Source organism: Rossellomorea sp. KS-H15a (assembly GCF_024195245.1).
In the GTDB taxonomy this organism is placed as follows: domain Bacteria; phylum Bacillota; class Bacilli; order Bacillales; family Bacillaceae_B; genus Rossellomorea; species Rossellomorea vietnamensis.
Map to the genome: position 1 here is coordinate 1,922,568 of NZ_CP096886.1, position 13,787 is coordinate 1,936,354.

General features: G+C 43.9%; 15 protein-coding genes. 11 read left to right on the plus strand and 4 right to left on the minus strand.

Annotation, left to right across the window (positions count from 1 at the left end; translation table 11 throughout):
- The first annotated feature begins 295 nt into the window (after positions 1–295).
- On the plus strand, positions 296–1,909 hold the full coding sequence (locus M1J35_RS09910; protein WP_254653542.1) for a long-chain fatty acid--CoA ligase: 1,614 nt from the start codon (positions 296–298) through the stop codon (positions 1,907–1,909).
- 101 nt (positions 1,910–2,010) lie between these two features.
- Positions 2,011–2,805, plus strand: a complete 795-nt coding sequence (locus tag M1J35_RS09915) for an enoyl-CoA hydratase (protein ID WP_061811354.1) — start codon at positions 2,011–2,013, stop codon at positions 2,803–2,805.
- Between the two features lie 95 nt (positions 2,806–2,900).
- On the opposite strand, the gene M1J35_RS09920 is transcribed toward M1J35_RS09915, so the two are convergent.
- The gene (locus M1J35_RS09920; RefSeq protein ID WP_034763288.1) at positions 2,901–3,086 is read right to left on the minus strand and encodes a YhzD family protein; all 186 of its coding nucleotides are present in this window, start codon (positions 3,084–3,086) and stop codon (positions 2,901–2,903) included.
- Between the two features lie 195 nt (positions 3,087–3,281).
- Between M1J35_RS09920 and M1J35_RS09925 the strand changes: the two genes are divergently transcribed.
- From M1J35_RS09925 to M1J35_RS09950, 6 genes are all read left to right on the plus strand, one after another.
- Positions 3,282–4,181 carry an ABC transporter ATP-binding protein gene (locus M1J35_RS09925; protein ID WP_079534389.1) on the plus strand — a complete coding sequence of 300 codons (900 nt, stop codon included), beginning with the start codon at positions 3,282–3,284 and terminating at the stop codon, positions 4,179–4,181.
- On the plus strand, positions 4,174–5,424 hold the full coding sequence (locus M1J35_RS09930; protein WP_061811352.1) for an ABC transporter permease: 1,251 nt from the start codon (positions 4,174–4,176) through the stop codon (positions 5,422–5,424). Before M1J35_RS09925 ends, M1J35_RS09930 begins: the two co-directional genes overlap by 8 nt.
- A 142-nt stretch (positions 5,425–5,566) precedes the next feature.
- Positions 5,567–6,778: a metallophosphoesterase family protein gene (locus M1J35_RS09935; RefSeq protein WP_061811351.1), complete on the plus strand. Its 1,212-nt coding sequence runs from the start codon at positions 5,567–5,569 to the stop codon at positions 6,776–6,778.
- 5 nt (positions 6,779–6,783) lie between these two features.
- Positions 6,784–9,735: an ATP-binding protein gene (locus tag M1J35_RS09940; protein ID WP_254653731.1), complete on the plus strand. Its 2,952-nt coding sequence runs from the start codon at positions 6,784–6,786 to the stop codon at positions 9,733–9,735.
- A gap of 53 nt (positions 9,736–9,788) precedes the next feature.
- Complete coding sequence (yhaM, locus tag M1J35_RS09945; RefSeq protein WP_034763296.1) at positions 9,789–10,730, plus strand: 3'-5' exoribonuclease YhaM; 942 nt, start codon at positions 9,789–9,791, stop codon at positions 10,728–10,730.
- Between the two features lie 114 nt (positions 10,731–10,844).
- Positions 10,845–11,024: a sporulation YhaL family protein gene (locus tag M1J35_RS09950; protein WP_034763298.1), complete on the plus strand. Its 180-nt coding sequence runs from the start codon at positions 10,845–10,847 to the stop codon at positions 11,022–11,024.
- A gap of 52 nt (positions 11,025–11,076) precedes the next feature.
- On the opposite strand, the gene M1J35_RS09955 is transcribed toward M1J35_RS09950, so the two are convergent.
- Positions 11,077–12,030, minus strand: a complete 954-nt coding sequence (locus tag M1J35_RS09955) for a peptidylprolyl isomerase (RefSeq protein WP_254653543.1) — start codon at positions 12,028–12,030, stop codon at positions 11,077–11,079.
- A gap of 186 nt (positions 12,031–12,216) precedes the next feature.
- Here M1J35_RS09955 and M1J35_RS09960 point away from each other — a divergent pair, with 186 nt between their 5' ends.
- From M1J35_RS09960 to M1J35_RS09970, 3 genes are all read left to right on the plus strand, one after another.
- Complete coding sequence (locus M1J35_RS09960; RefSeq protein ID WP_034763301.1) at positions 12,217–12,303, plus strand: YjcZ family sporulation protein; 87 nt, start codon at positions 12,217–12,219, stop codon at positions 12,301–12,303.
- Between the two features lie 86 nt (positions 12,304–12,389).
- Positions 12,390–12,473: a YjcZ family sporulation protein gene (locus M1J35_RS09965; protein ID WP_060670486.1), complete on the plus strand. Its 84-nt coding sequence runs from the start codon at positions 12,390–12,392 to the stop codon at positions 12,471–12,473.
- A 127-nt stretch (positions 12,474–12,600) separates the two neighbouring features.
- The gene (locus M1J35_RS09970) at positions 12,601–12,696 is read left to right on the plus strand and encodes a YjcZ family sporulation protein (protein ID WP_079534381.1); all 96 of its coding nucleotides are present in this window, start codon (positions 12,601–12,603) and stop codon (positions 12,694–12,696) included.
- Between the two features lie 60 nt (positions 12,697–12,756).
- Here M1J35_RS09970 and M1J35_RS09975 read toward each other — a convergent pair whose 3' ends face one another.
- The gene (locus M1J35_RS09975; RefSeq protein WP_034763303.1) at positions 12,757–12,936 is read right to left on the minus strand and encodes a hypothetical protein; all 180 of its coding nucleotides are present in this window, start codon (positions 12,934–12,936) and stop codon (positions 12,757–12,759) included.
- 219 nt (positions 12,937–13,155) lie between these two features.
- Entirely contained in the window at positions 13,156–13,692 is a 537-nt protein-coding gene (locus tag M1J35_RS09980) for a DUF3267 domain-containing protein (protein ID WP_034763304.1), read from the minus strand.
- Between the last annotated feature and the right edge of the window lie 95 nt (positions 13,693–13,787).

Here is a 13,787-nt window from a genome sequence, read left to right on the forward strand (position 1 = left end):
AGACCCCGCAGCGAATGCGAGGAGGCTTGGCTGTTCGTCCGCCGGAAAGCGAAGCCGTTCCCATCACCATCTATCGCCCTCACTCATAGACAGAGCTTTGGCAGTCCCTTATTTAAGAAAACATCAATCTTTGTCTAAAGAATTTTTTATTATGGCTTCCGTTTCCTTGCTCATTACAGGAATATTTCAACCCGGCTTAGAGGAGATATCATCATGAAAGGAGAATTAGTAAGATAGACATAGAAAATCAGACATTTTTTGTAAACGCTTACTATTTTGAGGGGAGAGATCGAATATGATGCAAACACCTCTGCTATTGACACAAATGATTGAACGAGCCGAAAAGTATTTTCCTAAGAAAGAAATCGTATCCCGGACAGAGTCGGGTATCAACCGCTTCACATACAAACAGTGGGGTGAGAGAACGCGGAGGCTGGCAAGCTCCCTGTCGAAACTCGGTGTTGAAGAAGGAGACAAAGTCGGTACACTCGCTTGGAATCATCATCGTCATCTGGAAGCGTACTTTGCGATTCCTTGCAGCGGAGCCGTATTACATACAATCAATATCCGCTTATCGCCACAACATATCGTTTACATCATCAATCATGCCAAGGATCAAGTATTGCTCATCGACCCGGACATCGTCCCGCTCATTGAAAAGGTGAAGGACCAGATCCCTACGGTTAAAGCCTTCATCGTCATGACCGACGGAGAGTTACCCGAGACGACCCTCGAGCCTGTGTATCATTATGAAAGTTTGTTGGAAGAGGGGGATCCATCGTTTCAATTCCGCAACGACATTGATGAAAATGCCCCTGCTGGAATGTGTTACACGTCGGCCACGACCGGAAATCCCAAAGGAGTCATCTATTCCCATCGGGGCATCGTGCTCCATGCAATGGCACTCGGGCTGGCTGATACAACAGGCGTAAGTGAAAGGGACGTTGCCCTGCCGGTGGTGCCGATGTTCCATGTGAACGCCTGGGGACTCCCATTTGCGTCGGTTTGGTTCGGTAGTAAGCAGGTTCTGCCGGGACCATATTTCACGCCTGGACTGCTTGCCGGGCTCATGCAGGATGAAAAAGTCACCATTTCCGCAGGGGTACCGACGATTTGGCTTGGATTACTCAATGAATTGGAGAAAAATGAGTATGATCTCTCAAGTCTTCGTTCCGTTCTGTGTGGGGGATCGGCAGCTCCTAAAGGGATGATCCGGTCATTTGAGGAGAAGTTCGGCATCCCGTTCATGCATGCTTATGGCATGACTGAAACCAGCCCACTCGCTGTGATTGCAGCATCGAAAAGCTATCATGACGATCTCTCTGCCGAAGAGAAGCTCGACTTGAAAGCGAAGCAGGGGATCCTCGTACCTGGATTAGATATGAAGATCGTCGGAAAAGACGGGGAAGTGGCATGGGATGGTACTGAAATGGGTGAGCTTGCCTTAAGGGGTCCCTGGATCGCTTCTGAGTATTATGAAGATGAACGTACCGAGGATGCCTTCAGGGATGGCTGGCTGTATACGGGGGATGTCGTCACCATTGATGAAGAGGGTTATATCAAGATCGTTGACCGCACGAAGGATCTGATCAAATCCGGTGGGGAATGGATTTCTTCCGTCGATCTTGAAAATGCCCTCATGGCCCATGAGCATATCTTTGAAGCTGCTGTGGTGGCAGTGCCCCATGAGGAGTGGCAGGAACGTCCGATTGCCTGTGTCGTTTTAAAGGAATCCGGGAAGAACAGTGTGACCAAAGAAGAAATCATGGAATTCCTGAAGCCTCAGTTTGCGAAATGGTGGCTGCCGGATGAGATACTGTTCCTGGATGAAATCCCGAAAACCTCTGTTGGAAAATTCTTAAAGAGGGCTCTAAGGGACCAGGTTCAGGACCAGATGAAACAAATCTAATTGAGACGGGAGATCGGCACTATGTCGATCTCTGTTTTGAATTATTATACTTTTCTAAATAATCATTCTGCGCTATGCTAATAGAAAGGGGAGGGATTTTTTTGACAGTGTCAAATCAATACGAAACAGTAAAACTACATAAAGATGGGAAAGTGGCGAGGGTTCATTTGAACCGGCCGCAGTCCCTGAACGCATTGGATGCCCGGCTTATGGAAGAATTGCTGGCTGCTTTGAAGGAAGTGAAAAGTGATCCAACGATTTCATTATTGATCCTGACAGGGGAGGGGAAGGGATTTTCCTCCGGGGGAGATATTAAGTCCATGCTTTCATTAAGTGGGGAGGAGCAGTTTTCACAGATCATGGATACGATCAGTGAACTGGTGATGACCTTATATTCCATGCCGAAAGTGGTCCTGACAGGCATTCACGGGGCTGCGGCGGGGCTTGGGTTGAGCCTGGCTCTGGCTTCTGATTATATCCTTTGTGAAGAAGATAGTAAGCTCGCCATGAACTTTATCGGCATCGCTTTGATCCCGGATGGAGGAAGTCATTTCCTTCTGCAGGAACGCCTGGGGGCGCACAAGGCAAAACGGTTGATCTGGAATGGGAAAGTATTTGAAGGACAGGAAGCCCTAATGAAAGGGCTCGTCGATGAAGCCATACCTTCAGGGAAATTGGAGGAAGGCATCGCACGCTATACCAAACAGGTATTAAGTGCGCCGACGAAAGCAATGCTGAAAACGAAAGAAGTATATGTGGAGTTGAACAAAGAAAGATTGCAGCAGGCACTTGATCTTGAGAAGGATGGTCAGTGGCTCATGCGCCAGACCTCCGATCACCAGGAAGGCATCCGCGCATTCGTGGAGAAGAGAAGACCTGAATTCAAGGGTGAATAATGGAAAACGGGAATCAGTCTTAAAGGCTGGTTCTTTTTTGTCGTTGCATAAAAAATGCATTACAGCCATTGAAGTCTGTAATGCAAGAGGTCATTCTACACATGAAACAGCAAGAGTTTCCCAAGTGGGGACGTACAGCGATGCGTATGTTCAGCATAGCCTTTTTCCTCAAGCATGGTTTCTCCCATTTTCTTCGCTTCGCTGTCAGAGGAAGCTTCGAATGATTCATCCAGGATTTTTTTGCCGTCTTTCTCGAATACCGTCAGTTTATATACTTTCATTATGTAATACCCCTTTGTACTTGAAATGATGTTCTTCTTTATTTTTTCATACTATCATTTTTTTGTGAAGTCTAAATAGTTTGATAACAAAAAAAGAATGGAAAATGAAACCTTTTATGGATAGAATCGTAGAGTACTAGAGAGATAAGTGAATGCCGGATTTTTATTAAAGGGCAACAGGAGGGGAAACAAAAGATGAGTTTGAAATTACAACAGGTGACCAAAAGGTTTGGGGATTTCACGGCGGTAGATGAGCTGTCACTTGAAATTCCCCCAAGTGAAATGTTCGGGTTCCTTGGGGCGAATGGAGCCGGAAAGACGACGACCTTCCGAATGGTGTTGGGATTGTTGGATGCAACAGAAGGCAGGATCACGTGGGACGGCAAGGGGATTGATTATTCCACCAGTCCGGAAATCGGATATCTCCCGGAAGAAAGGGGACTTTATCCGAAAATGAAGGTGAGTGATCAAATCGTCTATTTGGCACGCCTCCGGGGAATGGAAAAGAAGACGATCCTGAAAGAGTTGGATTATTGGCTGGAGCGATTCAACGTTCCTCAATATCTCAATAAAAAAGTGGAGGAACTCTCCAAAGGGAATCAGCAAAAAATTCAATTTATCGCATCGGTCATTCATAAACCGAAACTATTGATCCTTGATGAACCATTCAGCGGTCTTGATCCCGTGAATGTGGAGCTGTTGAAGGACGCCGTCAGGGAAATCAAGAAGAATGGAACGACCATCGTGTTTTCAAGTCATCGGATGGAGCATGTGGAGGAGCTCTGTGAAAGCTTGTGTATCATGCATAAAGGGCGTCCCGTGGTACATGGCGGACTGAAGGAAATCAAACGTTCCTTTGGAAAGAAGAATGTCGTGATACATGCGGATTTCGACCTTACCTACCTTAAGGACATGCAGGGAGTGACAAAGCTTAAAGAAACGACGGAAGGAGTCCTGCTCCAGGTGGAATCCGAGGCCGCTGCCCAAGGAGTATTTCATGATGTCGTCCAAAAGGGCTTCCTGCGAAAATTCGAGCTTGAGGAACCTTCACTGAACGATATATTTATAGAAAAGGTGGGAACTTCTTATGAATAATTTCTTCTTGATCCTCGGTCATTCCTATATGTCAAAATTGAAAGCCAAGTCTTTTATCATATCCACGATCATCATTGCCGCTGCCCTTGTCCTGCTGGCCAATTTCGACAGCGTCATCTCGAGTTTCACGGATGATGAAGGGAGCAAGGTAGCGGTTCAGGATCAAACGGGCAAACTATATGAGCCCCTCCTAGAGCAGCTGGAGACAATGAATAGTGAGATTCAATTAAAGCCTGCCTCGGAGTCAACAAAGGAAATCGAGAAAAAAATAGAGTCGGAAGAATATAAAGGTTTACTGGTCTTAAGTGAAAGCAGTGATGGACTGCCACAGGCCCTGTATAAATCAAACTCGTTATCGGAGTCTGCCGTGGCCGGAGAATTGCAGGCAGCCCTGCAAAATGTGAAATCCTCCCTTGCTGCGGGTAAGTTGGATCTGTCCGGCGAGGAGCTGGCCTTATTAAGTGCCCCGGTTGATTTCGAGAAGGAGGCACTCCTTGAAGGGGCCAAGTCTGAAGAAGAACTGAGTCAGGCAAGGGGAATTGTCTACGTCTTATTATTCTTTATCTATTTCTCTGTGATTGCCTATGCCAATATGACGGCGATGGAGGTCGCCACAGAGAAAAGCTCCAGGGTCATGGAAATCCTCATATCAAGTGTGTCACCGGTCAAACAAATGTTTGCCAAAATCATTGGAATCGGTCTCGTTGGTTTGACTCAATTAGCGGTTATCCTTGGTGTAGGTTATTTTACCCTGATCCGCAAGAAGGATGAACTGGTAGGGGGATTCTTTGAAGGGTTCGGATTTGAATCCCTATCACTCAGTGTCATCATTTATGCGATCATCTTCTTTCTGCTGGGATATTTCCTGTATGCAACCCTTGCAGCCCTGCTTGGATCCCTTGTGAGTAGGATTGAAGATGTCCAGCAGATGATCATGCCGATGACCTTTCTCATCATGATCGGATTCTTCATCTCCATGTTTGGCCTTGGTAGTCCTGAATCGGGCTTTGTAACCGTAACTTCATACATTCCCTTCTTCACTCCGATGGTCATGTTCCTTCGTGTCGGGATGCTGAACCTGCCGGTGTATGAGCCGGTCATCGGGATACTCGTGCTGATTGTTTCCATCGCATTGCTGGGGGTATTCGGTGCACGTGTCTATCGTGGAGGGGTGCTGCTATACGGTAAGTCCAATTCATATAAAGATATAAAGAAAGCAATCGATTTAACATCAAAGAAATAAGTGGAAGGCTGTCACCTTTAAAGTGGCAGCTTTTTTATATGAAACGGATAAAATGTGAATACATACTGAAATCTTCCCCGGTTTTGGGATATAATGAATGAATAGCAGAACGTATATTCGTAGTGTTGAAGGAGGGGACTTCATGGAGAACATACGGTTTTTTCATGTAGCAGACTTACATTTGGACAGTCCATTTACAGGGCTGAAGCATTTACCGACAGAATTATTTGAACGAATACATAATAGTACCTTTGCTTCATTCGAAAAAGTGGTGAAAGAAGCGATTGCAAGAGAAGTAGACTTTATGATTCTCAGTGGGGATTTATTTGATGAAGATGACCGAAGCATCCGTGCCCAGGCTAAACTAGTGAAACAATTTCAAATCCTACATTCACATGATATCCCTGTATACGTCGTCCACGGAAATCATGATCATCTCGGCAGCCGTAGATTAGAACTGGATATGCCGGATAATATACATATTTTTCACGAGGAAACCGAAGTGAAACAGCTTACCACCAGGAATGGTACCCTTGTTGATATCGTGGGGTTCAGCTATGGAACAAGGCATATCCGGGAAAGAAGGATCGGGGAATATCCTAAAGGAGGCGCAGGGCGTTATACGATCGGGATCCTGCATGGAAGTGAAGGGAGCATGAATTCATCTCATGAAACGTATGCCCCTTTTACGCTAAATGAATTATTGGAGAAGAATTATCATTACTGGGCACTCGGGCATATTCATCAACGCCGGATACTGCATGAAGAGCCTTATATCGTCTATTCCGGGAATATCCAGGGCAGGCACCGAAAGGAGACCGGTGCAAAAGGATGCTATGAAGTCTTACTTGATGAGTATCAGACAGAGCTGTCGTTCATTCCCACCCATGATTTGCTGTGGGAAACATGCGATGTATCCCTGCATGGTATAGGGAGGTTTGGTGAGGTGTTTCAGCGCATCCAACAGGCAGTGGAAACCATACATGAAGACAGCTTGATTGAAATCGTCCTAACGGATGAAGATTCGCTCCCAGAAGATATGATGAGAAAGATTGACAATGGCGATCTCCTGGAGGCTCTGCAATCGGATATAGAAAGCCATGGGGAATTGAAATGGATTCACTCCATACGCCGGTCTCCCGCCAGCACAGCGATAAAGGAACGGGATCCCTTTCTTCAGGATATGCTTTCAACCCTTGAAAGCCTGGAAGGGGAAGAGTGGAAGGAAGTCTTGGCAGAGCTGTATGAACATCCGTCGATCTACCGATTTCTTGCACCGTTGGAGGACGAAGGGAAGAACGATTTAATAGAAGAAACAAAGCACTTACTGAAAAGTGGGGGTGAAAGAAATTGAAGCTGATGGAACTTCATATATACGGATATGGAAAGCTTGACAACAAGCATTATACACTTAGCGACCTTCAATTATTCTATGGAGAAAATGAAGCGGGTAAATCCACGATCATGTCATTCATTCATAGCATCCTATTCGGTTTTCCGACGAAACAGCAATCTTTGTTGAGATACATTCCAAAATCATCGACCGAGTATGGTGGGAAAATCCTTTGTCACGTGGAAGATCAGGGAATGGTGAGCATTGAGCGGGTCAAAGGGAAGGCAGCGGGAGACGTAACCGTCCAATTTGAAGATGGGAGAGTGGAAGGAGAAGAAACCCTCCAACAATTGTTGGGCAAAATGGACCGGTCCACCTACCAAAACATCTACTCATTCAACCTGGAAGGCCTTCAGAACATCCAGCGACTAAAAAAAGAGGAACTTAACCGATATTTATTCACAGCGGGATCTACAGGGACGGACCTTCTTTTGAAGCTTTCCCAGGACTGGCAGAAAGAAAGGGAACAGCTGTTTAAGAAATCAGGTAGGAAACCGAAGATCAATGTAGTGCTTTCTCAACTAAAGGACCTTGAAAAACGAGTGAAGGAAGGGAAAGAGAAGAATGATCAGTACCTGCCGCTCATAGCGAGACGCAGATCCCTGGAGGCGGAAATATCGGACTTGGAGAAGAAAAAGGAGCTTCTCTCTGATAAGAGAGAACATCTTATTTCCGTAAATGAAAATTGGGATACCCTTGTCCAATTCAATGATGTGGAAAAGCGCCTCTCCCAGCTGAAAGACCTCGAATTCCCTCCAGACGGATTAGAGCGAATGAACGAGTTGAAGATCGAAGAAAGACAAACATCAGCCTATCTTGAGACCCTGAAAAGCAAACAAAAGAATCTACAGGAAAAGTTGGAATCGAACGATCTGGACCTTTCATTAAGAGAAGATATTCCGTTTATGGAGGAACTATTGTCCCGTCAATCCCCTTACTTGAAGTGGAAAGAAGAGAGCGGGGAGCGAAGCAGAGAATTAAGAATGATCCAAAGTAAAATCAGTGACACCATCCGGGAATTAGGGCTGCAGATTGAAATGGAAAATATCCCGTCATTAAATACAAGCCTGATGATGTCTGAAAACATCCAGCAGGCTTTGGATCATCAGACCAAACTCCTTCACGAACGGGAAAGCCTGGATCGGCTTAAAGAAGAGGAAATGGAAGAACTTCAAATCATTGAAAGAAAATGCGAAAACTTAGAACAACGATTAATGGAAGAGGATGAATATCAAGAGTTACAACGAAAGGTCAAGGCTCTAACCGGCAAGAATTCTACGAGGGAGCAGATGGAATGGATGAATCTGCAAGTAAAGGAGGCAGAGGAAAACTATAGCCGAAAAAAAGCTTCCTATTCGAATCAGATGCTGTTCAGTGGTGGAGCATTGCTGATTGCAATGGGATTCGGTTTATGGGGAATGTTTTCCGGCAATTGGGTCATGGCAGGTATGAGCTTGCTTGTTCTGATGGCTATCGGTGGAACCATCTTTCAATCGAGGAAGAATGTAAGGACAGAAAACGACACCCTTGAAAAGCTCAAGGAGCGAGCCAAAGACATTCAACCGGAGAAAACCGGGACCCTGGATACAGCAGAACAAAGCCTTTTGGAACAAATGGAATTTCGCAACGAATGGAAGCAGCGGGTCTTGTCGTTAGAAGAACAGGAGCTGAAGGTACAGAAGCTTCATGAGAAAAAGGAAGAGCTTGAGAAAGCGATCATCAGGGGAGAAGAAAGGATGGAAAGCCTGAAAGGGGAATTATCCTTACCTTCCGATTTTCATTGGAAGTGGCTGCGTGATGCATTTGCCAAGATGAAAGAAATCGTCTATTCATATGAAACATATAGCCATTTATCCGCTGAAGAGGCTTATTCAGAAAAGAAGGTGAAAGAATTCACTGAAGAATGCCGGGGTTGGTTTCAACGCCATGCACTCCTGTTCACGACAGTGGACGAAGCGCTGCTTCAGTTAAAAGGGATGCTGCAGGATCTGGAGAAACGGCGGCTGGTAGTCGAAAATATTGTTGCAGAGTTAGAACCTTTATCTATGGATATCGAAAAACATTCCATAGAAATTGAAAAAATCCGACATGAAATACAAGAGCTTATCCTTGTAGCTGGTTGCTCCGAGGAAATGGAATTCAGGGAGAAGGCTATGAAGGTTCAGGAACGAAGCAAACTTTGGTCTCAATACAAGGGTATGAAAACGAGATTGACCCAAAAAACCCTTGATACGTTCCTTGAGTTTAATTCGTTGGAAGAAAGCAGAAGGGAATCGACCCGGGTCTTGCAATCCATCGAAGAGTTATCAAAAGAGCTGTCCGCTCTGCAAAAAGAACTCGCCTCCCTTTCGTATGAAATTAAAACGTTAGAAGAAGGCAAGAGCCATTCCGCCATCCTTCAAGAATTCCAAAGCAAAAAAGCCGAGCTGGGGGAGCTTGCCTTTGAATGGTCTACGTATACATTGGCATGGGTTTCGTTAAGAAAAACAATGGAGCTATATCAAAAAACCAAAATGCCGAAAGTCATAGAGCTTGCAGAAGAAAACTTCAGGGAACTGACGGAAGGGCATTATCAGCGCATTTTCTTACTGGATGATGAAATGATCAAAGTGGAGAGGATGGATGGGACCATCTTTGATGCAATCGAACTCAGTCAAGGGACGAAAGAGCAGCTATTTATTTCAATCCGCTTTGCCCTCATTCAATCGATCGGTGATAAATATCCATTGCCTGTTTTGATTGATGATGGGGTAGTTAACTTTGACCTGACCAGAACAAAGGCATTTCTTTCGCTCTTAAGGAAAGTGGCAAGGGACCATCAAGTGTTATTTTTTACCTGTCACCCCCATATCAAACAATCGTTCACGGATGAAGAGATGATTGTGTTAAAGAGGAAGGAGTCGATCCAGACTTCCTGAGTACAAAAATATGATATACTGAAACTACTTTTATAGTGAACGGAGGAGAACAGATGTCAGGTATTACACATTTCAGCGTAGGTGAGACGATTGACTTGCCATTATTAATCAAGCAAATGACAAAGGGTACCACAAATACAGGAAAGCCGTTTCTCACGCTGATCCTGCAGGATAAGAGCGGAGATATGGAAGCGAAGCTCTGGGATGCTTCTGAGCAGGATGAGAAGGCCTACCAGCCTGAAACGATCGTTAGGGTCGTCGGGGACATACACAGTTACCGCGGGAAGAATCAGCTGAAGATCAAGCAGATCAGACCCGCTTCCCCGGCGGATGGCTATGCCATTTCAGATTTCCTGGAAACGGCGCCGGTGAGCATAGATGAGATGACGAGCAAGATTACACAGTATATCTTTGAAATGAGAAACCCGAATATCCAGCGCATCACAAGGCATCTGATCAAGAAATATCAAAAGCCTTTCCTTGAATATCCGGCAGCTACGAAGAATCATCACGAATTCGTATCCGGCCTTGCCTATCATGTGGTCTCGATGCTGGATCTTTCGAAAGCCATTGCCGGACTGTATCCTTCCCTGGATTCGGACCTTCTCTATGCAGGGGTGATCCTTCACGATTTAGGGAAAGTCATCGAGCTGTCGGGTCCTACCTCGACAACGTACACGATTGAAGGGAATTTGATCGGGCACATTTCAATCATGGTGAATGAAATCGGGAAAGCAGCGGATGAACTGGGAATCGAAGGCGAAGAGGTCATGATTCTTCAACATCTCGTGTTGAGTCATCACGGGAAAGCCGAGTGGGGAAGCCCTAAGCCGCCACTCATCCGGGAAGCAGAGATCCTTCACTACATCGATAATGTCGACGCAAAGATGAATATGCTTGATCGGGCCCTACAGCGGGTGAAGCCGGGTGAGTATACGGAGAGAGTATTCGCACTCGACAACCGTTCATTCTATAAACCAACCTTTCATAAATAAAAAAAAGAATCCGGTCCATGGACCGGATTCTTTTTTTATCATGTTGTCATGTTTTCTTCCCCTCCCACATATAGTGTAAATAAAAGAGGACAAACCTATAAGGAGATGAAGCAAATGACCCTGCCTATTTGGATGTACCTTGTTGTAGCTGGAATTTTCGGGAGTGCCTTTATGACGATCAAATCGGCGAAGGAAGAAAAGACGCTGGAAGATGAATGGATTGAGAAAGAAGGAGAAGTGTATATTCATCGAATGGAAGAGGAAAAAGAGAAGAAGCGTCAACTGACGTCTTGATCAAATGATAAAAAAGGACTGATGGCTTAAGGTAGCCGTCAGTCCTTTTTGGTTATTCCTTTTTTTCCGTTGCCGGAGCTTCGCCTTCAGGTGCTGGTGTTTCTCCACCCTCAGGAGCTGCAGGAGGATTCAGTACTTGATCGAATGATTTTTTCAAATCTTTATCTTTGATGTTCAGATCAGCTTTTTCGATTTCAGCTTTCATCGCTTCCTGGATTTTCTGAGGATCCACTTTGGAAAGCTTTAATTCTTTTTCGATTTCCTTTTTCATTTCGTCAAAGGATTTCTTTTCTTTTTTATCAGTCACTTCGATGATGTGATAACCATATTCTGTTTTGATAGGTTCACTTACTTTGCCTTTTTCAAGGGTATCCAGTGCCTTTGAGAATTCAGGGACAAAGTTTTGACGACCAGCGTAGTCTACCCATCCTAAGCTTCCGCCGTTTTCAGCAGAACCGGGATCTGTGGAGTACTCCTTGGCAAGATCTTCGAATTTCGCTCCATCAGCCAATTTTTGCTTCACTTCTTTGGCTGTTTTTTCATCTTCTACAAGGATGTGGCGGACTTTAATTTCAGGCTTCCATTTCTCGTAGTAGTCTTTGACTTCTTTATCTGTTACTTTCACATCGGAAATCGCAGCTTTTTCTTGAAGCAATTGTAGCTTCAGATATTGTTTGAACGACTTTTCGTCCAAATTATATTGTTGTAAGAACATATCGAATTGAGGTCCCAACTGATCTTTCGCTTCATTCAGCTTTTGATCAACTTCCTCTTTTGACACGTCATACTTGTCTTCAAGGACTTTCGTATATACCAGTTCCTGAAGGGCCTGTTCCATTTGTGGAGTGAATTTTTGCTTCATTGATTTGTAAAGTTCATCTTTTGTTACATCTCCGGCTTTTGTTGTTGCAACAACGTCACTGTTTCCTTCAGCTTCGTCACCGCTGCACCCTGCAAGTCCTACGACTCCCGCAGCCAGTGATACTGAAATGATCCATTTTTTCATGGTGACCAACTCCTACAATAAATTCGTTTGATGGCTTGTCAAAATCTACAAAACATACTATAACACACTTCTTCCATTTAAAAAAATATTTTCCAAACTAATCTTCAGAAAAATGGGCATTTTACACACCCATTTCCTAGGTACTTTCATATGATAAGAGCGAAGAGAGAAAAGGAGGTAATAAATATGAGCTGTGGATACAATTCCGGATTCGCGTTAATCGTAGTGCTGTTCATCTTATTAATCATCGTTGGTGCCGCATATATTTACTAAAAAAATTAAAATTATGACATTAGCCTAAAACATATGGCAGCTAACTTGAATAAGATAAAGTAGCGCTTCAAAGGAGGTGGAAAGTTATGGGTCACGCATACGGCGGAGGTTTCGCGTTAATCGTAGTACTGTTCATCCTGTTAATCATTGTAGGTGCAGCATGGCTATAATTTAGCCTCAGGGTTTAGGTTCACCGGATAAAGACTGTAAGAGGGGGCAATACCTTAAGAAAGGCTGGCCCCTTTTGCTTCATATTCATATGTTTATGCTTTTCATACATGAAAGGAGGAAGCGCATATGTCAGGTGCTTGCGGCGGGTACGGCGGAGGTTTCGCGTTAATCGTAGTTTTATTCATTTTGTTAATCATCATTGGTGCAGCATACGTTTGCTAATTAAATAGATAAAAAAGCAGATCCGGTTTTCCGGATCTGCTTTTTTTTACACTTCATGTTCTATGTAAATAGTATCTCTATGTAAGAAGAAACCAGCAGTATGGTGATAAGGATATTGATGGTCCTAAATACCTTAGGTTGGCGTTCTTCAGGTATTTCTTTTTGTAAACATAATGCGTTGGTCATTTTATTTATATAAAATAAGATGAAGACAGCAAATACTAAAAACATGGAGATCATCCAAACCCCTCCCCGTTATCTCCTATAGACTATACATTACCAAATTATTTCCCTAATTGGTAGCAAGAGTGTTGCCTTAATTCATGTAAATGAAGCTTTTTTCATATATATGCCCTTCCGGTATGAAGAATGGGTGAACGAAAGCAGTGAATCATCCCGAAAATATGAGAAGGATGATTTCTTCCATCGAGTGTATGCTTCAATGGCCATCCATCATCCTTACTGATAAATCAATATTTCGTATCCATCTTCATTTTCTTCGATCAATGCATTCTTTGGTGAGTCCATCAACTGTTTCGCGTAAATGAAATCAATGGCACAGATCCCTGAATGAAATGCAAGGAGCATAGTAAAGTAATGCGAATAATGTGGGAAATGGAAGCACCCGTATAATAAAATACTGTTTAGTACAAAGAATGGGGCCACAAGGGCGACCAAATAACGGTATTTTGAGATCGGCTGATCCACCCGCAATGAAAGTATCGGCAAAAAATACATTTTTCTGTTGCATTTGCATTTTATTTTTCTCACGAAAGGCAAAATGGGCACGATGTGAAAAAATTTATGCAACGGATAGATACTGATCAGTCCCACGAAGAATCCCAGGAAATGTTTGTCGTAAAAAGCACTCGGAAATAGTAAGTTGATTGGAACGTATATTAATGAGAATACCATCATCATGATGATGGATGAAAGTAAAAAGACTCGGTAGAATCCAAATTGTTTTTCCAGATTGATTGTTTTCCAGCAATGCATAAAAAAATCGCCTCCATTAGACGAATTGTGGATAATTAAGTGCTTTACATACTTTATTACGATTACCGGAAAAAATCAATACATTTTAGAGGATT

What these genes read in the sequence shown, in the direction of transcription:
- M1J35_RS09975 (WP_034763303.1), bottom strand. Translation starts at nt 12,936, where the DNA reads ATGATCTCCATGTTTTTAGTATTTGCTGTCTTCATCTTATTTTATATA.
- M1J35_RS09940 (WP_254653731.1), top strand. Translation starts at nt 6,784, where the DNA reads ATGGAACTTCATATATACGGATATGGAAAGCTTGACAACAAGCATTAT.
- M1J35_RS09930 (WP_061811352.1), top strand. Translation starts at nt 4,174, where the DNA reads ATGAATAATTTCTTCTTGATCCTCGGTCATTCCTATATGTCAAAATTG.
- M1J35_RS09935 (WP_061811351.1), top strand. Translation starts at nt 5,567, where the DNA reads ATGGAGAACATACGGTTTTTTCATGTAGCAGACTTACATTTGGACAGT.
- M1J35_RS09920 (WP_034763288.1), bottom strand. Translation starts at nt 3,086, where the DNA reads ATGAAAGTATATAAACTGACGGTATTCGAGAAAGACGGCAAAAAAATC.
- M1J35_RS09950 (WP_034763298.1), top strand. Translation starts at nt 10,845, where the DNA reads ATGACCCTGCCTATTTGGATGTACCTTGTTGTAGCTGGAATTTTCGGG.
- M1J35_RS09910 (WP_254653542.1), top strand. Translation starts at nt 296, where the DNA reads ATGATGCAAACACCTCTGCTATTGACACAAATGATTGAACGAGCCGAA.
- M1J35_RS09960 (WP_034763301.1), top strand. Translation starts at nt 12,217, where the DNA reads ATGAGCTGTGGATACAATTCCGGATTCGCGTTAATCGTAGTGCTGTTC.
- M1J35_RS09980 (WP_034763304.1), bottom strand. Translation starts at nt 13,692, where the DNA reads ATGCATTGCTGGAAAACAATCAATCTGGAAAAACAATTTGGATTCTAC.
- M1J35_RS09970 (WP_079534381.1), top strand. Translation starts at nt 12,601, where the DNA reads ATGTCAGGTGCTTGCGGCGGGTACGGCGGAGGTTTCGCGTTAATCGTA.
- M1J35_RS09955 (WP_254653543.1), bottom strand. Translation starts at nt 12,030, where the DNA reads ATGAAAAAATGGATCATTTCAGTATCACTGGCTGCGGGAGTCGTAGGA.
- M1J35_RS09925 (WP_079534389.1), top strand. Translation starts at nt 3,282, where the DNA reads ATGAGTTTGAAATTACAACAGGTGACCAAAAGGTTTGGGGATTTCACG.
- M1J35_RS09965 (WP_060670486.1), top strand. Translation starts at nt 12,390, where the DNA reads ATGGGTCACGCATACGGCGGAGGTTTCGCGTTAATCGTAGTACTGTTC.
- yhaM (WP_034763296.1), top strand. Translation starts at nt 9,789, where the DNA reads ATGTCAGGTATTACACATTTCAGCGTAGGTGAGACGATTGACTTGCCA.